The organism is Sideroxydans sp. CL21 (assembly GCF_902459525.1).
Taxonomy (GTDB): Bacteria; Pseudomonadota; Gammaproteobacteria; order Burkholderiales; family Gallionellaceae; genus Sideroxyarcus.
Window position 1 is genome coordinate 1635887 of sequence record NZ_LR699166.1, and the last position, 19759, is coordinate 1655645.

At 52.5% G+C, this 19759-nt stretch carries 13 protein-coding genes and 3 tRNA genes; 12 read left to right on the plus strand and 4 right to left on the minus strand.

All coding sequences use genetic code 11. From position 1 onward, the window contains the following. The first annotated feature begins 371 nt into the window (after positions 1 to 371). The 9 genes from QOY30_RS07615 to QOY30_RS07655 all read left to right on the plus strand — a co-directional run bounded on the left by QOY30_RS07615 (position 372) and on the right by QOY30_RS07655 (position 11249). Positions 372 to 2876: a glycogen/starch/alpha-glucan phosphorylase gene (locus QOY30_RS07615; protein ID WP_283744032.1), complete on the plus strand. Its 2505-nt coding sequence runs from the start codon at positions 372 to 374 to the stop codon at positions 2874 to 2876. Positions 2877 to 2968: 92 nt separating this feature from the next. Next, positions 2969 to 4273, plus strand: coding sequence for a trigger factor (gene tig / locus QOY30_RS07620; RefSeq protein ID WP_283744033.1), 1305 nt, complete (start codon positions 2969 to 2971; stop codon positions 4271 to 4273). Positions 4274 to 4275: 2 nt separating this feature from the next. After that, positions 4276 to 4902, plus strand: coding sequence for an ATP-dependent Clp endopeptidase proteolytic subunit ClpP (gene clpP, locus QOY30_RS07625; RefSeq protein ID WP_283744034.1), 627 nt, complete (start codon positions 4276 to 4278; stop codon positions 4900 to 4902). A gap of 42 nt (positions 4903 to 4944) precedes the next feature. After that, on the plus strand, positions 4945 to 6201 hold the full coding sequence (gene clpX, locus QOY30_RS07630) for an ATP-dependent Clp protease ATP-binding subunit ClpX (RefSeq protein ID WP_283744035.1): 1257 nt from the start codon (positions 4945 to 4947) through the stop codon (positions 6199 to 6201). An 83-nt stretch (positions 6202 to 6284) separates the two neighbouring features. After that, on the plus strand, positions 6285 to 8702 hold the full coding sequence (gene lon, locus QOY30_RS07635) for an endopeptidase La (RefSeq protein WP_283744036.1): 2418 nt from the start codon (positions 6285 to 6287) through the stop codon (positions 8700 to 8702). A 126-nt stretch (positions 8703 to 8828) separates the two neighbouring features. Beyond that, the gene (locus QOY30_RS07640; protein WP_283744037.1) at positions 8829 to 9104 is read left to right on the plus strand and encodes an HU family DNA-binding protein; all 276 of its coding nucleotides are present in this window, start codon (positions 8829 to 8831) and stop codon (positions 9102 to 9104) included. An 11-nt stretch (positions 9105 to 9115) separates the two neighbouring features. After that, positions 9116 to 9191, plus strand: a tRNA-Val gene (locus tag QOY30_RS07645). Positions 9192 to 9209: 18 nt separating this feature from the next. Further along, positions 9210 to 9286 (plus strand) — tRNA-Asp (locus QOY30_RS07650). A 76-nt stretch (positions 9287 to 9362) separates the two neighbouring features. Next, complete coding sequence (locus QOY30_RS07655; RefSeq protein WP_283744038.1) at positions 9363 to 11249, plus strand: SurA N-terminal domain-containing protein; 1887 nt, start codon at positions 9363 to 9365, stop codon at positions 11247 to 11249. Positions 11250 to 11304: 55 nt separating this feature from the next. On the opposite strand, the gene fabI is transcribed toward QOY30_RS07655, so the two are convergent. Then, positions 11305 to 12090 (minus strand): enoyl-ACP reductase FabI, encoded by a 786-nt coding sequence (fabI, locus tag QOY30_RS07660; RefSeq protein ID WP_283744039.1) that lies wholly within the window; start codon positions 12088 to 12090, stop codon positions 11305 to 11307. Between the two features lie 323 nt (positions 12091 to 12413). Between fabI and QOY30_RS07665 the strand changes: the two genes are divergently transcribed. Beyond that, entirely contained in the window at positions 12414 to 13070 is a 657-nt protein-coding gene (locus QOY30_RS07665) for a c-type cytochrome (RefSeq protein ID WP_283744040.1), read from the plus strand. 3 nt (positions 13071 to 13073) lie between these two features. Further along, positions 13074 to 13787, plus strand: coding sequence for a c-type cytochrome (locus QOY30_RS07670; protein ID WP_283744041.1), 714 nt, complete (start codon positions 13074 to 13076; stop codon positions 13785 to 13787). Between the two features lie 68 nt (positions 13788 to 13855). On the opposite strand, the gene QOY30_RS07675 is transcribed toward QOY30_RS07670, so the two are convergent. From QOY30_RS07675 to QOY30_RS07685, 3 genes are all read right to left on the minus strand, one after another. Then, positions 13856 to 15163 (minus strand): GGDEF domain-containing protein, encoded by a 1308-nt coding sequence (locus QOY30_RS07675; RefSeq protein WP_283744042.1) that lies wholly within the window; start codon positions 15161 to 15163, stop codon positions 13856 to 13858. Positions 15164 to 15492: 329 nt separating this feature from the next. Beyond that, the gene (locus QOY30_RS07680; RefSeq protein ID WP_283744043.1) at positions 15493 to 16071 is read right to left on the minus strand and encodes a hypothetical protein; all 579 of its coding nucleotides are present in this window, start codon (positions 16069 to 16071) and stop codon (positions 15493 to 15495) included. Between the two features lie 223 nt (positions 16072 to 16294). Continuing rightward, a tRNA-Asn gene (locus QOY30_RS07685) sits at positions 16295 to 16370 on the minus strand. A gap of 142 nt (positions 16371 to 16512) precedes the next feature. Between QOY30_RS07685 and QOY30_RS07690 the strand changes: the two genes are divergently transcribed. After that, positions 16513 to 19758, plus strand: coding sequence for an AsmA-like C-terminal region-containing protein (locus QOY30_RS07690; RefSeq protein WP_283744044.1), 3246 nt, complete (start codon positions 16513 to 16515; stop codon positions 19756 to 19758). Position 19759: the final 1 nt, after the last annotated feature.

The following is a 19759-nucleotide window of genomic DNA, read 5'->3' on the forward strand; positions in this document are numbered from 1 at the left end:
GGGGAAACTTACCCATGTGGCGCATGTGATTTATTCATGCTGTTATGGCTTTTCCCCGCGTTTACCCGATCTACATCCAGCATTTTAAATCGCTTTCCATATCCGCATATGGGTGGCGGATCGCTTGCTATGACATGATTGAGTTTTTGGAGGGAAATGGCGTAACGAGGCAAGTTGGTGCCGGTCGGTGCCAGCTGCACCGTGTTGGTGCCGTAGCCGTTCCGGAAAGGATGAGTCCGGGTTGTTGCCTATGCATGGTTGACCTTCATGAAAGTACGTTCGGAATTCTTGACTGACAGACTGAAACTTGGCATCAATGTTGCTGCAGATTTCCAGCAACTAATCTTTAAAATTTTAAATTTGGAAATGAAATGAATACTGTCAACAAGCCGTTTCTCGCCAAACATCCGAACACGCTGAAAATACCACCCCTGGGTATGAATGCAATCGGGCTGGAAGAAGATTTCTGCCGCTACTTCAATCACACACTCGGCTGGGATAGTGCAAGTGTGTCGTCGCACCATGTGTATTCCTCCTGCGCGTTGGTATTGAGAGACCGGCTGGTGGAGCGTTGGCGGCGAACCCAGCGCGCTTACAACGAGTCCGATTGCAAACAGGCGTATTACCTGTCACTGGAGTTCCTGATGGGGCGGGCTTTGGGCAACGCGCTGTTGAACATGGATCTGCAGGGGGCCGGTGCGGAGGCGATGCGCAATCTGGGCCTGGACATGGAAGAGGTGCAGGAACTGGAGAGCGATGCCGGTTTGGGTAATGGCGGCCTGGGTCGATTGGCGGCGTGCTTCCTGGATAGCTGTGCGACGCTGCAATTGCCGGTGACGGGATACGGCATTCGTTACGAGTATGGCATGTTCCGTCAAAAGATCGATCATGGGCACCAGCTGGAGGAGCCGGATCACTGGCTGCGCAATGGCAATCCCTGGGAGATCGAGCGTCCGGAATATGCGGTCAGGGTCAAGTTCGGCGGGCGCAGCGATTTCTACATTGATGCGGCCGGAAACACGCTTGCGCGCTGGGTCGACACCCAGGACGTGCTGGCTGTGCCTTTCGACATGCCGATACCAGGATATGGCAACGGTACGGTGAATACCTTGCGCTTGTGGAAAGCAACCGCGACCGAAGAGTTCGATCTGGACGAGTTCAATGCCGGCAGCTACACCGAGGCCGTCGCGGCCAAGAACGCGGCTGAGCATATCACCATGGTGCTATACCCGAACGATGCCAGCGAAAACGGCAAGGAATTGCGCTTGCGCCAGCAGTACTTCCTGGCATCGGCGAGCCTGCAGGATGTGTTGCGGAAGTGGGTCCATAAACATGGTCAGAATTTTTCCGGCTTTGCCGCGAAAAATTGCTTCCAGCTGAACGATACCCATCCGACCTGTGCCGTACCGGAATTGATGCGCTTGCTGATGGATGAGCATGGCCTGGGTTGGGATGAGGCATGGGAGATCACGTCGAATACCATGGCCTATACCAACCATACTTTGCTGCCGGAAGCGCTGGAGCGCTGGGCAGTGAGCATGTTCGGACGTTTGCTGCCGCGATTGCTGGATATTATTCGCGAAATCAACGCGCGCTTTACCCGGGAAGTCTCGATGCGCTGGCCGGGCGACATTGATCGTGAGCGCCGCATGTCCATCATCGATGAAACTGGAACACCGCAGATACGCATGGCTTACCTGGCCGTGGTGGCGTGCCACTCGGTTAATGGCGTCGCGGCGCTGCATTCGCAGCTATTGCAACAGCATCTGTTCCATGATTTTTTCGAGCTTTGGCCGAGTAAGTTCAACAACAAGACCAACGGTGTGACACCGCGCCGCTGGATGGCATCAAGCAATCCTTTGTTGAGCAGCCTGATTGACCGCAGTATCGGCGATGCATGGCGCACTGACCTGACCAAGTTGACGGCGTTGAAGGGGTTTGCCGGTGATAAAAAGTTCCGCACCGAGTGGCACAAGGTAAAACAGTCCAACAAGCAGCGCCTCGCAGAGATGGTCGCGTCCGATTGCGGAGTCGAATTCGATCCTGCCGCGATGTTCGATGTGCAGGTGAAGCGTATTCACGAATACAAGCGCCAATTGCTCAATGTGCTGCATGTCATTCACCTGTATGACCGCATCAAACGCGGCGACGTCGCAAACTGGACTTCGCGTTGCGTGTTGATCGGCGGCAAGGCCGCACCCGGTTACATCATGGCAAAGCGCATCATTCGCCTGGTGACGGCGGTGGCAGATGTCGTCAATCACGATCCGGCCACCAAGGGATTGTTAAGGTTGGCTTTTTTACCCGATTATCGTGTTTCGGCGATGGAGGTGATCTGTCCGGCAGCAGATCTGTCCGAGCAGATATCCACCGCGGGCAAGGAAGCTTCGGGAACAGGCAACATGAAGTTCATGATGAACGGCGCGATCACCATAGGTACTTTGGATGGTGCGAACATCGAGATCCGCGAAGAAGTGGGTGCTGAGAACTTTTTCCTGTTCGGCTTGACTGCGGTTCAGGTGGAAGCAATGCGCGGACATTATGACCCTGCCGCTATCGTCGCCAATGACGCCGATTTTCCCCGGGTAATACACCTTTTGCAAAGCGGGCATTTCAACTTGTTCGAATCGGGGTTATTCGATCCGGTCGTGCAGTCGATTCTGAACCCGAACGACCCCTGGCTGACGGCGGCTGATTTTCGCGGTTTTGTGGATGCGCAGCAGGAAGTCGCAGCTGCATACCGCGACAGGGAACGCTGGACGCGCATGAGCATCCTCAATAGCGCCACCAGCGGCAAGTTCTCCAGCGACCGCACCATACAGGACTATAACCGCGACATCTGGCACCTGCCGCAGGTGCCGGCACATGTAGAGTGAGTGGACGGGCGGGCCTTCCCGTCCTGTTTCATGTATTATTCCACCCTCGTATTCGTTTTTGTAGCCAGCCTAAATTCAAAGGAAGTGTCAGTATGTCAAATGTAGAGACCCTGAGTGGATTGCAACGCCGTTTGAACGCATCCATCCCCCAACAGCAATTGCGCGGCGAAATGGAAGCGCGATTGAAGCGCATCGGGCGCACGGCCAAGGTGCACGGCTTCCGCCCGGGCAAAGTACCGTACAAGGTTTTGGAGCAACAATACGGACCCTCCGTGCAACAGGAAGTGCTGGGCGAGAGTCTGCAGCGTACTTTTGCCGATGCTGCAGTCACCAACAAGCTGCAAGTGGCGGGTTATCCGCAGTTCGAGATCAAGACAGCAGACTTGAACGCGCCCCAAATCGAATTCAGTGCGACCTTTGAGGTCTATCCGGAAGTTGTGCTCAGAGAGATCTCCGGCGAAAGCGTGAATCGCGTCGTGTTCACGTTGGGCGATGCCGATGTGGAAGAGACGATCAACACTTTGCGCAAGCAGCGTGCGGAATTCAAAAAAACCGACCGCGCCGCACAGAACGGCGATCAGGTACGCATCGACTTTTCGGGCAAGTTGAATGACGTGGTATTTGAAGGCGGTGAAGGCAAGGATTTGGCGCTGGTGTTGGGTGCGGGACGCATGCTTCCGGACTTTGAGAAGGCTATCCTCGGCATGAAGGCCGGCGAAACCAAATCGTTCGACATGACTTTCCCTGCTGACTATCACGGCAAGGAGGTTGCAGGCAAGCAAGTCACCTTTACGATCACCGTGCATGCCGTGGAAGAGGCGCATTTGCCCGAAGTGGATGCGGAGTTTGCCAAATCGCTGGGTGCGGATGATGGGGATGTAGAAAAGCTCAAGCAAGAGATTCGCGAGAATGTGGGGCGCGAAGCCGAACGCCGCGTGAAGGTGCGCAACAAGGACAACGCGATGGAAGTGTTGCTCAAGATCGCGCAACTGGAAGTGCCCAAGGCGTTGCTTGAAAGCGAGGCGCAAAACCTCATGCAGCAGACCTTGCAGGATATGGAAGCGCGCGGCATGAAAATACCGAAAGGCATGCAGTTGCCGCCGGACATGTTTGTCGAGCGTGCCACCAAGCGCGTGAAACTGGGGCTGATCCTTGCGGAACTGGTGAAAAAGCACGATCTCAAAGCCAAACCCGAACAGATGAAGGCGCTGGTGCAGGAATATGCCCAAAGTTATGAGCATCCGGAAGAAGTGGTGCGCTGGTATGCAGCTGAACCGGGCCGTATGCGCGAAGTTGAAAACCTGGTGCTGGAAGACAACGTCGTTGCCTGGGTGATGGCGGGTGCCAAGGTGAGCGATCAGGCAGTCACTCTGAATGAACTGATGGGGAGTAATTGAATATGTTGCACAGCGTTTTTCCGAAAGAGATGGAGCCGCAAGACATCGGCATGATCCCGATGGTGGTCGAGACCAGCGGACGCGGTGAACGCGCCTACGACATTTACTCGCGCCTGTTGAAGGAGCGTGTGGTGTTTTTGGTAGGGGAGGTCAACGACCACACTGCAAACCTGATCGTTGCGCAGATGCTTTTCCTTGAATCGGAAAATCCAGACAAGGATATCCATTTCTATATCAATTCACCGGGCGGGTCCATCTCGGCGGGCATGGCAATCTACGACACCATGCAGTTTATCAAGCCCCAGGTGTCCACGTTGTGTATCGGTATGGCAGCATCCATGGGCGCATTCCTGCTGCAAGCAGGAGCGAAGGATAAACGTTTTGCCTTGCCCAATTCCACGGTAATGATCCACCAACCGCTGGGAGGGTTCCGTGGGCAGGCCTCGGATATCGAGATTCATGCCAAGTACATCCTGAGTTTGCGCGAACGTCTATATAGCTTGATGGCGCTGCATACCGGGCGTACTGTCGAAGAAATCGCTCGCGACAGCGAACGAGACAATTTCCTCACTGCGCAGGAAGCCGTGGAATATGGCCTGGTGGACAAGGTGCTGGATAAACGCGTTTAAGTAACAAGGTAAGCTGCCGATATTATCGGAGCGGAGGTGCAAATGACGTCGGACAAGAACAAGGGTGACAAGCTGCTGTACTGCTCGTTCTGCGGTAAGAGCCAGCATGAGGTGCGCAAGTTGATCGCGGGGCCGTCGGTGTTCGTGTGCGATGAGTGTATCGCGCTGTGCAACGACATCATCCGCGAAGAGACGCAAAGCACGATCGGAGGGGACAAGACAGACAAGAACGAGCTGCCGGTTCCGCATGATATTTGCAAGCGTCTGGATGAGTATGTCATCGGCCAGCGCCAGGCCAAAAAAATATTGTCTGTGGCGGTGTATAACCACTACAAGCGCTTGAAGAGTACGGATAGCGATGGTGTTGAACTCGCCAAGAGCAACATCCTGCTGGTGGGTCCTACCGGCTCCGGCAAGACTTTGCTGGCGCAGACTCTGGCGCGTCTGCTCAACGTTCCGTTCGTGATGGCGGATGCGACCACACTGACCGAGGCGGGTTATGTTGGCGAGGATGTCGAGAACATCATCCAGAAGCTGCTGCAGGCTTGCGATTACGATGTGGAACGCGCGCAGCGCGGAATTGTCTATATCGACGAGATCGACAAAATCTCGCGCAAGTCGGACAATCCGTCGATCACGCGTGATGTGTCCGGCGAAGGCGTGCAGCAGGCCCTGCTCAAACTCATCGAAGGTACCAAGGCTTCCATTCCTCCGCAAGGCGGACGCAAGCACCCCAATACCGAATTCCTGCAAGTGGATACCAGTAACATATTATTTATCTGCGGTGGAGCGTTCGACGGTTTGGAGAAAGTGATCCGCAATCGTTCCGAGAAAGCGGGCATCGGTTTCTCTGCCAACCTTTCCAAGCGCGAGGACAACCAGGACATCGGCACTGTGTTGCGTGGTGTGGAGCCGGAGGATTTGATCAAATTCGGCTTGATACCTGAGTTTGTTGGTCGTCTGCCGGTGGTGGCAACTCTGGAAGGACTGGATGAGGCGGCATTGATCCAGATCCTGACCGAACCCAAAAATGCACTGACCAAGCAATATCAGAAGCTGTTCTCGATGGAGGGCGTGGAGTTGGAGTTTCGCGAAGGCGTGCTGAATGTGATCGCCAAGAAGGCACTGGCGCGCAAGACAGGCGCCCGCGGACTGCGTTCCATTCTTGAACAGGCACTGCTGGACACCATGTTTGATCTGCCTTCGGTTGAGAATGTGAGTAAAGTGGTGTTGGATGAAAATAGTGCTGGCGAAATCAAACCTATTGTGATGTATGCGGATACACCCAAGGCCGCGTAATGACGGCCTTGACGGGCAGGACTTGAATTACTGACTCCTGCCCCCATTTCATCATTATTCCCTAATCACGCAGAGTCCGAATCATGGCCGAAAACGATCCTATTGCTACAAACGCTGACCTGTTCCCTTTGTTGCCCTTGCGCGACGTCGTGGTATTTCCGCACATGGTCATCCCGCTGTTCGTTGGTCGTGCAAAATCCATCAAAGCGCTGGAAGCGGCAATGGAGGCAGGCAAGAGCATCGTGCTGGTTGCACAAAAATCCGCCGCCAAGGACGAACCTGCGACCGAAGATATCTATCGCATCGGTAGTATCGCCAACATCCTGCAAATGCTGAAACTGCCAGACGGCACAGTCAAAGTGCTGGTGGAAGGTACGCAGCGTGCCAAGGTATTGCGTATATTCGACGACAAATCTCATTTGGATGCCGAGATACAAGCAGTTCCAATCGATGAAGAGATTGGTCATGAGGCTGAGGCGATGCGTCGCGCGTTGATCAATCAATTCGATCAATATGTAAAACTCAACAAGAAGATTCCTCCGGAGATACTGACTTCATTGGCTGGTATCGACGATGCAGGGCGACTTGCGGACACTATTGCTGCACATTTGCCGCTGAAACTCGAACAAAAACAGGAAGTGCTGGAAATATTCGATGTGCGGTTGCGTCTCGAACATTTGCTGGGCTTGCTTGAAGCAGAGTTGGATATCATGCAGGTGGAGAAGCGCATTCGCGGTCGCGTGAAGCGCCAGATGGAAAAAAGCCAGCGTGAGTATTACCTGAACGAACAGGTCAAGGCGATCCAGAAAGAACTGGGTGAAGGTGAAGACGGCGCTGACATCGAAGAAGTCGAGAAAAAGATCAAGGCTGCGCACATGCCGAAGGATGCGCGCGCCAAGGCCGAGGCTGAACTGAAGAAGTTGCGTCTGATGTCACCGATGTCTGCCGAAGCGACAGTGGTGCGTAACTATATTGACGTGTTAGTCGCTCTCCCCTGGAAGAAGAAGACCAAGATCGATACCGATCTGAAGCATGCTGAAGACGTGCTGGAAGCGGATCATTACGGCCTGGACAAAGTGAAAGAACGCATTGTGGAGTATCTCGCGGTGCAGCAGCGCGTGACCAAGATGAAAGCGCCCATCCTTTGCCTGGTTGGACCTCCTGGCGTGGGCAAGACCTCGCTAGGACAATCCATCGCGCGTGCGACCAACCGCAAGTTTGTGCGCATGTCGCTGGGCGGTGTACGTGACGAGTCCGAGATACGCGGTCATCGCCGCACATACATCGGCTCCATGCCGGGCAAGATTTTGCAGAACATGAGCAAAGTCGGAGTGAAGAATCCATTGTTCCTGCTGGATGAAGTCGACAAGATGGGCATGGATTTTCGCGGCGATCCCTCATCTGCTCTGCTCGAGGTGCTGGATCCGGAACAGAATCACACTTTCGTCGATCACTACGTCGAAGTCGAATACGACTTGTCCGATGTGATGTTCGTCGCAACCTCAAATAGCATGAACATACCGGCACCATTGCTGGATCGTATGGAGGTGATCCATGTGTCCAGCTACACCGAAGATGAAAAGGTCAATATCGCCACGCGCTATTTGTTGCCTAAGGCGATCAAGAACAACGGGTTGAATCCAGAAGAGATCGCTGTTTCTGAAAGTGCGATCCGTGACATTCTGCGCTACTACACACGGGAAGCCGGTGTGCGCAGTCTGGAACGCGAATTGTCAAAGATTTGCCGCAAGGTGGTGAAGTCGCTGCTGCTGAAAGGCCGCGAAAATAAAGTCACAGTCAATGCGCGTAATCTGGATAAATACCTTGGTGTGCGTCGTTACAGCTACGGCATCGCAGAAAAGACAAATCAAGTTGGGCAAGTCACCGGCTTGGCGTGGACGGAAGTCGGCGGCGAATTGCTGACCATAGAGACGGCTGTGCTGCCGGGTAAAGGCAAGACGACCACCACCGGCAAGTTGGGCGAGGTGATGCAAGAATCTATTCAGGCAGCTCTGAGCGTGGTGCGTAGCCGTGCCAAGACTTTGGGGATCGCCGCAAACTTTTACGAGAAGAGCGATCTGCATATCCACCTGCCGGAAGGCGCGACACCCAAGGATGGTCCGAGTGCCGGTATTGGAATCTGTACCGCGATGGTCTCTGCGCTGACCGGGATTCCGGTGCGCGCTGATGTGGCGATGACAGGCGAGATTACCCTGCGTGGCGAGGTGTTGCCTATTGGCGGCTTGAAGGAAAAGCTGTTGGCCGCTCAACGCGGTGGAATCAAGGTAGTGTTGATTCCCGAAGAAAACACCAAGGATCTGGTGGAGATTCCGGATAACGTTAAAAACAAACTGGATATTCATCCTGTTAAGTGGATAGAACAGGTATTGGAGATGGCTCTGGAACGCAAGCCGGAGCCACTACCAGAGCCGAATACAAGCACTGAAGCAACTCCGGTGGTCATCAACGAAACAGGGGTATCGCCTGCGATCAAGCATTGACGCGGTCTGGCAAGGGGACAGCAAATTAAAAAAGTTTTGCAATTGCTTGACCCTTTCAAAAACCCTTGATATAAAGCCGTTGCAGGGCTTTCCTGTGTTCTCAACTAACAAGCAAAGGGGAATCGCGTGAGTAATAAATCTGATCTGATCGAAGCAATTGCAAAATCCGCCGACATTTCCAAGGCCGCTGCTGGTCGTGCATTGGACGCGACTATCGAATCCATCAAGAAATCCCTGAAAAAAGGGGAGCTCGTAAGTTTGGTTGGTTTTGGGTCGTTCTATGTTGGTAAACGCGCCGCACGAAATGGCCGCAATCCTCGCACCGGCGCCACAATTAAAATCAAGGCTGCTAAGGTTCCGAAATTCCGCGCTGGTAAAGGTTTAAAGGATGCTGTAAACTAGTCGTCTTTGTCGGGTGCTTAGCTCAGCTGGTAGAGCACCGCCCTTACAAGGCGATTGTCGGCGGTTCGATCCCGTCAGCACCCACCAATTGTTATTTAGGTTTTTGGAGTGGTAGTTCAGTTGGTTAGAATACCGGCCTGTCACGCCGGGGGTCGCGGGTTCGAGTCCCGTCCACTCCGCCAAACAGAGGCGAACGAAAGTTCGCCTTTTTTCATATGGGATGTCCGAAGTGGCGTCCGTTCTTTCGGGTAGGTTGCTATGTTCGATTTCGTGCAGGAAAAGAAACGGCTGGTACAGTTTGTATTGGCACTGATCATTTTGCCCTTCGCTTTTTGGGGAGTGGACTCATACCGTAAATCCGGGGGAGCTGCTCCACTGGCGACCGTGAACGGAGAAAAGATCGGACAGCAGGAATTCGATAATGCGCTGAATCAACAGGAGCAACGATTCCGTGAAATGGCAGGATCAAACTTTGACCCCGCATTTTTTGATAAGCCGGAAATTAAATTCTCCATACTGGATAGCTTGATTTCGCAGCATCTGATGGGTATGGAGGCGAACAAGGCAGGTCTAAGTCTCACTAATGAGCAGATCGGGCAAATAATTGTGAATATCGGTGCCTTTCAGAAAGATGGAAAATTTGACAGGCAAGTATATGAAACAGTATTGAAGGAAAAAGGTAAGACCCCGGCAAGTTTTGATGCGGAAATTCGCCAAGCGGTGCTTGTACAACAATTGAGTGAAGCTTATACCCAAAACGGCTATGCAGCCAAAGTTGTGGCCGAGAATTTGATTCGTTTGAATGAGCAGAAACGTATTGTGGCCGTGGCGAATCTTGATGCGGCTACATTCACCAAACAAGTGAAAGTGTCTGACAGCGCCGTTAGTGACTATTACAGCAAAAACGCGCAAGAATTTCAGTTGCCCGAACGCGCCAAAGTCGAGTATGTGGTGCTTTCTGCCGACTCGTTGTCATCGCAAATGACAGCCAATGACGATGAGATCAAACAATATTACACGGATCACCAGGCTGAATTCGGAACGCAGGAACAACGCCAGGCTGCGCATATTCTGATTACTGTCGCGAAGCAGGCTACCGACGCTGAGAAGCAGGCAGCACAGGCGAAGGCCGAGAAGGTATTGCAACTGGTCAGGCAGTCCCCATCCCAGTTTGCAGCATTAGCTAAACAGTATTCCCAAGACCCCGGGTCGGCAGCCAACGGGGGCGATCTGGGTATGTTCGGAAGGGGTGCGATGGTCAAGCCCTTCGAAGACAGTGTGTTCAGCCTTAAAGTGGGGGAAGTAAGCGGTTTGGTGCAGACAGATTTCGGCTATCACATCATCAAGTTGCTAGCGATAAAGCCGGCGAAGATGCAGGCATTGAACGAAGTGAAGGGCATGATTGCGCAGCGCTTGAAATTGCAACATGCAAGCGATAAATTCGCCGAACTGGCGGAAAAATTCAACAACACCGTATATGAGCAAAGCGATAGCCTGAAGCCGGCTGCAGAACTCGCAAAAACTTCGGTGCAGCAGGGCGTGTGGCTGAGCAAGGGACAGGTTCCCGCAGGGATATGGACGGAGAAAGCATTACAGGCGGTCTTCTCGGAAGATGCATTGAAAAATAAGCGCAACACCGCGGCACTGGAAGTTGCTCCAAACACGCTGTTGGCTGCACGCGTGATTGAATACAAGCCTGCAAGCGAACGTCCATTAGCCGAAGTCTCGGCTAGCATCCAGCAGCAGTTGCAGCGTTTGCAGGCATCGGAATTGGCAACACAGCAAGGCCAAAAACTGCTGGAGCAATTGCAGCACGGTGAGAAAGCAAATGTGGCCTGGAAGACAGCAGAAGTGACAATGCGTAATCAACGCTCGGGGATCGATCCCGCGTTATTGCAAGCCGTGTTCCGTGCAGACGTCAGTAAATTGCCTGCTTATGTGGGAGTATACAATGCGAATGGCTATGTGTTGGCGCGTATAGATGCAGTGAAAGATGATGCGTCAATTGATGAAAACAAGCTGACACGCTATGAACAACAGATCCGCCAACTCACAGGTGAGGCTTTGCTGATGGCCTATGTGGCAGACGTCAAGAAGCGTGCAAATATCTCAATCAAGGGCTTTGCACAGGAAGACAAGAAGTAAACGAATCAATCTAAAAAACGCCGCTCAATGAGCGGCGTTTTTTATGCGCCAATGATCAAGCCTCTGTTGAGCCAAGTGACGTTGTATTGAAACCGCCGTCAACATAAGTGATTTCGCCAGTAATACCGCTGGCCAGATCGCTGCACAAGAAAGCTGCCACATTGCCGACTTCCTCAACAGTGATGTTGCGTTTGAGCGGTGCATGCTTCGCGTTATAAGCAAGTAATTTGTTGAAGTCGCCGATGCCGGCTGCAGCCAGAGTCTTGATCGGGCCGGCAGAGATGCCGTTGGCGCGAATGCCTTTGCGTCCCAGTTCCATGGCCAGATAACGCACACTGGCCTCGAGACTAGCCTTGGCCATGCCCATCACGTTGTAGTGCGGCATTGTTCGTACGGCGCCGAGATAGCTCATGGTTAGTAACGCGGCCTTGTCGCTCAAATTGGGCAATGCCGCTTTGGCCATGGCTGGAAAGCTGTAGGCGCTGATATCGTGAGCAATGCGGAAAGCTTCGCGGCTGAATCCGTCGAGAAATTCTCCGTCCAGCGCCTCGCGCGGTGCGTATGCGATGGCATGGACGAAGCCATCGAATTTAGGCCAGTGTCCTGCAAGATTAATGAAGAGTTGTTCGATTTCGGCATCTGAAGAAACGTCGCAGGGAAATACCAATTCACTTCCAAATTCTTTGGCTAATCCCATTACGCGGTCTTTAAAGCGTTCACCCTGATAGGTAAAGGCAAGCTGCGCACCTTGCCGATACATGGCTTGAGCTACACCGTAGGCAATTGAACGGTTGCTGATCATTCCTGTGACAAGGATGCGCTTATTAGCCAAAAATCCCATGCTGATTCCCCGCAAATGCTTGGTATGAAGATTTCTGATTATATCTGCAAATGGTTCAACGCTTAACGGGTGACTGATCTGGCTTCAAAACAATGTGGCAGTTGAATGGCATGCATATTGTTGATTGAAAATCCAAAAAATCAATAAGCCCTGTTTATCAATTCAGGATGTCAGCATTTGTCAGAATTCGTAGGCGTAAGTCAGTTAACAAACAGATGCACTGTATAGAATAAGTTCAAGTGCGGTCTTTAAAAGATGACTGAGGAATCGGAAGAGCGTCGGACCGTTGTGGTGATTAGTCGATAATCAAAAGGGAGCAATAAATGACTCAATACGGACAAAACAAAGCGGGCAGTTTCAGATACCGCCGTCCAGAGCATCAGAAACAATCGTTTTTCTCTGTGATGCTTGTGTTTATGGTATCCATAATATTGCCGCTTGCGGTACAGGCGGAGGGAGAACCCAATGCGTTATGTACCGGGTGCCACAATGAGGACGGCAACAGCGTAACCCCGGAGTTTCCGAAGCTCGCAGGACTTGATGCGGTATACATTGCAAAGCAAATAAAGGACTTCAAGAATGACAAGCGTGTCAGCGAAATCATGGGGCCGATGGCGAATCAAATTCCGGACAAAGATATTGGATTGCTGGCGTCATACTTCAGCAAGCAGAAGCGCTCGGTGGGAATTGTCACAGATCAGCAACTTGCTGCGCAAGGCCAGCAGATATATGACGATGGTATCGTGAGCAGCGCGGTGCCAGCCTGCTCCGGTTGTCATGGTGAAAAGGGCGAAGGTACGGATAAGTTTCCACGCTTGGCAGGCCAGCACACAGTCTATCTGATTACCCAGATGAACAATTTCAAGAACGCAGTTCGCAACAATGATCCCCGTAAAGTGATGCGTGCCATAACCATGCGCATGACCGAGCAGGATATGAAAGCCGCGGCTGAATATATCACCAGTTTGAAGGGAGAATAACCAATGAGGACATTTTGGATAATCGCATTAGTATTTTTGCCGGCATACCAGGCTTTTGCTGCAGATATTTCCGCCCCGGCTACAATTGGTTCCAAAGGCTACGTTTGGAACAAGTTGACTCCGGAACGGGCTGAAATACTGAGCAAGACAGGAGACGCTGAACGCGGGAAGGAAGCATTCCGCGGTTGCCGCGGTTGCCACAAGCAGGACGCATTCGGCCGCGTTGATGGTTCTTACCCAAGGCTGACCGGGCAATACGCTTCGGTAATTATCAAGCAGTTGACCGACATCCGTGCAGGCACGCGACTCAATCCGAAGATGGAACCGTTCATTTCGCCTGATGCTGTCTCAGTTGATGATATCGCAAATATTGCCACTTATCTGTCTACGCTGACCACCGTAAAGGAAAACGGCAAGGGACCGGGAGATCAGGTGGGTCTGGGCGAGTCAATTTATAACCAAAGAGGGTGCGTCAAGTGTCATGGCAGTCGCGGCGAAGGCAGCGGCGAAAAGCTATATCCTGCGTTGGCTGCTCAACATTACAGCTACCTGTTGAGAGAAATGGAACTTATCAGAACCGGTGCGCGAGGTAACTCTCACCCTGATATGGTTGTAACGCTGCGTGATATCTCTACCAACGACATGGAAGCCGTCGCCGACTATCTCTCCAGGTTGCCTGATCGTCATCAGCCACAGGTACAAGGCGACAGAAAATAGATCAGAAGGGGGCTGGCTGTTGTATAGACTACTGAGTGATCTAAGTAATTCCACTTCGCGGTCTTGTTTCAATCGGCAGCTTCCACGCGATTTTTTCCGCCTTTCTTGGCTTTGTACATGGCTTTATCCGCACGACCGATGATCTCATCCACATCTTCGTTCGCTCCGTGCAGCGCGACTCCGGCGCTGAAGGTCACCAATACCCGGTCGTTGTTGTGCATGAACAGATTCTTGGTCAGATTACGTTGCAGTCGCTGCATTACACCGACCCCGTCGTCCCTGTAAGTATTCGGCATAATGATGATGAATTCTTCGCCGCCATAGCGCCCCACTGAATCGGAAGGCCGCAGCGTTTCTTTGACAATCTGAATCAGGTGGACAAGTGCGTGGTCGCCTGCCTGGTGCCCGAGCATATCGTTCAATTGCTTGAAGTTGTCAATATCGAGCATCGCTAAGCTAAGAGCCGTTTTACTGCGCTCGGCACGTTTGATCTCGCGGTCCACGGTTTCGTCCAGTCCGCGCCGGTTGAGCGCGCCGGTGAGCTGGTCTTCCCGCACCAGTTCGCTGACCTGCTCCAGTTCGACCTCGAGTTTCTTCACGCGGGCATCGGCATCGTCAGCTTGTTTCTTGTGGCTGAGCAATTCATCGTGAGTATGCAAGGTGCTGGCTTGTATGGCACTCGTGTCGTGCATCACATTTTTCAGAATATGACTGAGCTCTGCCATATTGTCGGTCTTGCCGATCCTGTCACTGTAATCCGCTATCTTGCCGTGATATTCACCTGTGCTGGTAGTCAGCTCGCCCATTCGCTCGATAAAGGTGGCCATCATGCTTTTCAACAATGTCTTGGCTTCGGTCAGGCTTTGCTTGAGTGTTTGCTGTTTGATAACCGTATTGCGCAAGGTGCGCTCGGCATCGGCAATGGAATGTTTGTTCAGAGGGTTGGAGACGATTGTTCTTAACACAGCAATCTGTCCATGCAGCCATTTATCGTCTTCCACCATCTCGCTGACATTATCCACCAGTGCGCGCAACAAGCGCACCAGACCTTCCTGTGTCTTGACTTGGTCGCCACCGCGCGTGGTTAGCTTGAGCCAAAACTGGTGTAGCCGTTTGAGCAGATTATTTTGGAATTCGATGTCGCTGGTGTCGCGGACTTGCGCCAGGAGCAGTCGCACCTCGTCTTCCAGTTCCGGTTGAGTGACGAGAGCGCTCTCCAGTAACAGCCGCAATAGGAGGCGCATTTGACCGAGCAGGTCATTATTTTCGGGTTCTTCAGACAACTCGATTGCCGTCGTCTGGGCAAGCTTGCGCGAATCGTGTGCGGGAAGGATCGCCGCGTCAGTGTTATTGGATGGATTTCTGTTTTCACTCATATGCAGTTAAGAGATGAAAGTTCGTGACACTTGCCCGCTGGAGCAGTAGTAGCGCAGCAAAAGATGGAGATAGTGGCCATTTGGTGCGTACCGGAATCCCTTGTATAGCGCATGATTTGATTTTACGAAAGCGCGGGGAGCGATTCTGTACGTCAGCGAACATACTGCATCACGGAGATTCATGGATGCCATCGCTGATAGAGGGCTAGAGAAGACCTGCAACAAAGCTAAATTCACGCGGATACCTAACAAGACTTATGGGCGCATGTTTGCACATGCAATGGTCGATGTTTTTGGTTTGAGAAGTAACTTTTCGCTTGGTTTCAGCGCTATTCGATCGTGAGAGATTCGATCCAACGCATCCCCGGCGCGATGTCGTCGCGGAGTGCTGAGCTGAATGGTGGCACCTCGGGGTTGTCCGGGGGCGCACTGATGAGGTTGAGGTCGATCGCCTGCGGCCTTCCTATCAGGCCATGTTCAGTATGCTCCAAGTGAAAATACAGCCCATTCCAAAGCTTGGCGCTAAATTCGTTCGGTAGTTTGTACATAAAGAGCAAGCTGTGCTCCAGCCAGGCCATGTCTTTGGTGGTAACGGTACCGGGCTGCGGGTAAGGGTACGGCACATAGCAGACGAGTTCTAGCGGACCATCAATACATTTGAACTCTTTCATGGAAAGAAAGTGGTCCGAAAAACGTGTCCGATCCATAGTGATGAGAAAAGACACTGTTCCATTGCTTTGCGGCTCAAAGCGAACCGTGCCCAGTGTGATGTGTTGATTGTCACGTGTGTTGGCGGTGATAGTCTTTGTACCTTGCATATCCCACGCCATAGCGAAGGCGGGTACAGTTACAAGCAGGCAAATGAGCAAACGCAGGCTTCGCATTACGGATGATCGTTTCTTTCGCATGAGTCCTCCTCGCCTGATTTTTTAAGCTAGCATACTTGCACTGAGAAACCAATCAAGGTCGCCGCACTGAGGATCATTATATAGTCCAATCAGCGTATGAATTGGGTGGCTTTCGTGGTGCCAGCGAGAGTCATCGCAATTTCGGAGCTACTAATACCGTACAAGGCTGCGTCAAAAAAATGTGAATAAAAAAGACCTGCATCGCTGCAGGCCTTTATTTATCTGGCTCCCCGACCTGGACTCGAACCAGGGACCTGCGGATTAACAGTCCGTCGCTCTACCGACTGAGCTATCAGGGAATTGATGAGGGCGCTATACTAATGACTGCGAGCGTTTTGGTCAACATGAGAAACGTCTTGAGAGAGAAATACAACGTTTTTTTCACGCCTGGTCACACATTTTAAAGATGGGTGATCGATAAAAACAAAATCTACGTGGATTATGGATAAGAAAACAATCTATATTAAAACTGACAAGGGCGAGAACGAAGCAACCAATCTCTCGAGCGATCTCAAGCGAATCTTGTCTCTCATCGACAATAAATCCAAAGCCGATGAATTGGCCAAGCGCGCTCCTCCGAGTTTGCGCGAGAGCTGGAATGAGATTCTGGGCGAGCTGTTAGCGGGTGGGTATATTGTTGACAAAGATCGGCCCAATATAGAGTCGAAAATTGCAAAGCCTAAATTCAACCCGCTGAAAATGTTCAGCCCGAAGCCTGCCGGAATGTTCATTCCCAAGCCGGCAGCACAACCTGCAACAGAAGATCTGGACTTTAGCGGAATGAACGCGGCGCGTTCACCAGATGCCGATGCAATTGCGGCTAAGCAGGAAGCAGAGGCGGCCGAAAAAGCACGTACCGACTTGGCGGCCAAACAGAAGGCGCAGGCAGTAGCCCGTGCCGAACTGGAAGCCAGCGTTGCAGCAGCCAAAGAACGGGCCAACACGGAAGCAGCAGCCAAAGCCCAGGCCAAAGCCAAACTGGAGGCCGAGATCGCTGCACGAGCCAGGGCGGAGGCTGAAGCCAAGGCCAAACAAGAGGCTTTGATCCGGGCGGAAGCCGAGGCAAAAGCCAAACAGGAAGCTGCACAAAGATTGCAAGCCATGCATGAAGCTGCGCGTGTAAAGGCAGCACAAGAAGCTGCTGCGCGAGCAAAAGCTGAAACAGAGGCGCGAGTACGTGCGGAAATTGAAGCAGCTGCACGTGCCCAACAAGAGCGCGAAGATAAAATCAGGCGTGAAGCTGATATAGCACGTTTGAAGATTGAAGAGGAGGCTGCGCGCGTCAAGGCAGAACTTGATGCGGCTGCAAAAGCCAAGGCTGAGGCTGAAGCTGCAAGGTTGAAAGCAGAAGCTGAGGCGGTTCGTGTAAAGGCAGAATTGGCAGCAGCCAAAGCTCGTGCCGAAGCGGAAGCAAAGGCATTGGCCGAAGCTCGCATCAGACAGGAAGTCGAGGAAAAAGCAAGGCGTGAGGCTGAAGCAGCAAGATTAAAAGCAGAGGCTGAAGCGGCTCGTGTAAAGGCAGAGTTGGCAGCAGCCAAAGCTCGTGCCGAAGCGGAAGCTAAAGCTTTGGCCGAAGCTCGCATCAAACGGGAAGCTGAGGAAAAGGCCCAGCGTGAAGCTGCAAGACTGAAAGCTGAAGAAGCCGCGCGCATCAAGGCGGAACAAGAAGCTATAAGCAAAGCTCGTGCAGAGGCAGAAGCCAAGACGCGTGCCGAAGCAGAAGCAAAGGCTTTGGCCGAAGCTCGCATCAAGCAGGAAGCTGAGGAGAAGGCCCAGCGTGAGGCTGAAGCCGCAAGACTGAAAGCTGAAGAAGCCGCGCGCATCAAGACGGAACAAGAAGCTATAAACAAAGCTCGTGCAGCAGCAGAAGCTAAAGCTAAGGCAGCGGCGGAAGTCAAAGCGGCAGCAGAAGCCAAAGCAGCAGCAGAAGCGGCAGCGGACCTTCTGGCAAGGAAGCAGGAAGCCGAGGCCGCCGCAAAACGCGAAGCGGAAGAAAATGCAAAATATGCTGCGATAAGCGCAGAACAGGATGTGCCAGCAAAAAGTTCTGAAGGAACATCAACAATTGCTCCCGCTTTCGAGATCAATCTGGATAGCTTTCTTGCCGAATCCGAACCGGTAAATCAGGTTGTCAAGCTGGCAACCCATCGTGAAACACCAACAAGTACCGAGAGCGAAACGAAAGCCGCACTTGATGCGGGCCAGAGTGCTGCCGCCGAGACGAAGGAGTCGGCAGAAAAAGATTCATTGAAGAACGCCGCTGCCGAGATGGCGCGCCTCAAAGAGGAAGCCGAGGCGGCACGTCGCAAGGTAGAGGAGGATGCGCGGAGGCAAGCGGAAGAGCTGGCACTGGCTGAAGAGCAGGCCAAGATTTGGGCTGAAGCCGAGCAACGTGCCAAAGCACAAGCCGCACTCGAACTGGAACAGTCCGTACAGCAAGTTGCGCTGCTGCAAGCCAAGGCGACCAAGCCGACTGTTGGCCGAAAGCATAGAAAACCACTGCCGTGGGGCAAGATCGTTTTGGGCTTGGTTACTCTGGCAATAGTGACGATCATTGTGTTGCCCTACGTCTATCCGCTCAATGAATACATCGCCCCCCTGGAGCAACGCCTGTCAGCCCAGTTGAAGCAACCTGTCCATATTGGCGGATTGAGTGCCAGTTCGTTACCGCCCAAGCTGCAATTGCAGAACGTTACTTTGGGTAGTGCACAAGAAGTAAAAATTGGAACCGTTGAGCTGAATTTTGATCTGCTTTCCCTGCCTGCTGAGGTAAAGGTGATCAGTAACGCCGAACTGGATGACGTCAGCATTGACGGACGACTGCTCGACAAACTGGCTGCAAACTTCAAGCTGCTGGGTAGCGATGTGAACTATCCGATACGGCACCTCACATTGCGGCGCATGAAGATCATCTCTGACGATGTTGCGTTGCCAACCTTTGACGGTATTGCGGAGATTGATACGCAAGGGGTTTTGGACCGGATTTCACTGCATAGCGCAGACGACAAAATTGGTATTGATTTGCAGTCCAATCAAGGACGTTGGCAACTGGGCGTGAATCTTAAAGAGCGCAGTCTGCCGGTGTTCCCGGATGTTGTTTTCAGTGACCTCAGTGCCAAGGGTGATCTTGGCGATGGCGAGGTGAATTTCACCGAAATGGATGCACACATATACAACGGCATTCTGCTTGGGAGCGGGAAGCTCAGCTGGAACAAGGGCTGGCACATGCAAGGCAGCCTTGAAGCCAAGACATTCGACCTGGACAAGATGTTCCCGAAATATCATATCGAGGGCGAGATGAACGGTGACGCCACGTACTCGATGTCCGGTGCAAAGGTTTCACAGATGGATGATGATCCGCAACTGGATGGCACTTTTACCGTGAAGAAGGGGATTCTCAACGTCGATATTGTGGAGACTGCGCGCTTGTTGAGTCGCGATAATCTGGTTGGCGGGCGCACCCATTTTGACGACATGATCGGTCAGGTTCAGTTGGATAAGCACACTGTCCATGTCCGCCAATTGAAGATCATCTCGGGGATGCTGAGCGCAAACGGTTCTTTCGACGTGTCACCGAGCAACCAGCTTTCCGGAACCTTGAACGCCGAGATCAAGTTGCGTTCGGGCAACAATCAATTGACCCTGTATGGTAATTTGGCCGAGCAGAAGCTGCGTGCCGGGCGTTGAG

Bases quoted from the DNA above. Each gene is read 5' to 3' on its own strand.
- QOY30_RS07615 (WP_283744032.1), top strand. From the start codon at position 372: ATGAATACTGTCAACAAGCCGTTTCTCGCCAAACATCCGAACACGCTG.
- tig (WP_283744033.1), top strand. From the start codon at position 2,969: ATGTCAAATGTAGAGACCCTGAGTGGATTGCAACGCCGTTTGAACGCA.
- clpP (WP_283744034.1), top strand. From the start codon at position 4,276: ATGTTGCACAGCGTTTTTCCGAAAGAGATGGAGCCGCAAGACATCGGC.
- clpX (WP_283744035.1), top strand. From the start codon at position 4,945: ATGACGTCGGACAAGAACAAGGGTGACAAGCTGCTGTACTGCTCGTTC.
- lon (WP_283744036.1), top strand. From the start codon at position 6,285: ATGGCCGAAAACGATCCTATTGCTACAAACGCTGACCTGTTCCCTTTG.
- QOY30_RS07655 (WP_283744038.1), top strand. From the start codon at position 9,363: ATGTTCGATTTCGTGCAGGAAAAGAAACGGCTGGTACAGTTTGTATTG.
- fabI (WP_283744039.1), bottom strand. From the start codon at position 12,090: ATGGGATTTTTGGCTAATAAGCGCATCCTTGTCACAGGAATGATCAGC.
- QOY30_RS07665 (WP_283744040.1), top strand. From the start codon at position 12,414: ATGACTCAATACGGACAAAACAAAGCGGGCAGTTTCAGATACCGCCGT.
- QOY30_RS07670 (WP_283744041.1), top strand. From the start codon at position 13,074: ATGAGGACATTTTGGATAATCGCATTAGTATTTTTGCCGGCATACCAG.
- QOY30_RS07675 (WP_283744042.1), bottom strand. From the start codon at position 15,163: ATGAGTGAAAACAGAAATCCATCCAATAACACTGACGCGGCGATCCTT.
- QOY30_RS07680 (WP_283744043.1), bottom strand. From the start codon at position 16,071: ATGCGAAAGAAACGATCATCCGTAATGCGAAGCCTGCGTTTGCTCATT.
- QOY30_RS07690 (WP_283744044.1), top strand. From the start codon at position 16,513: ATGGATAAGAAAACAATCTATATTAAAACTGACAAGGGCGAGAACGAA.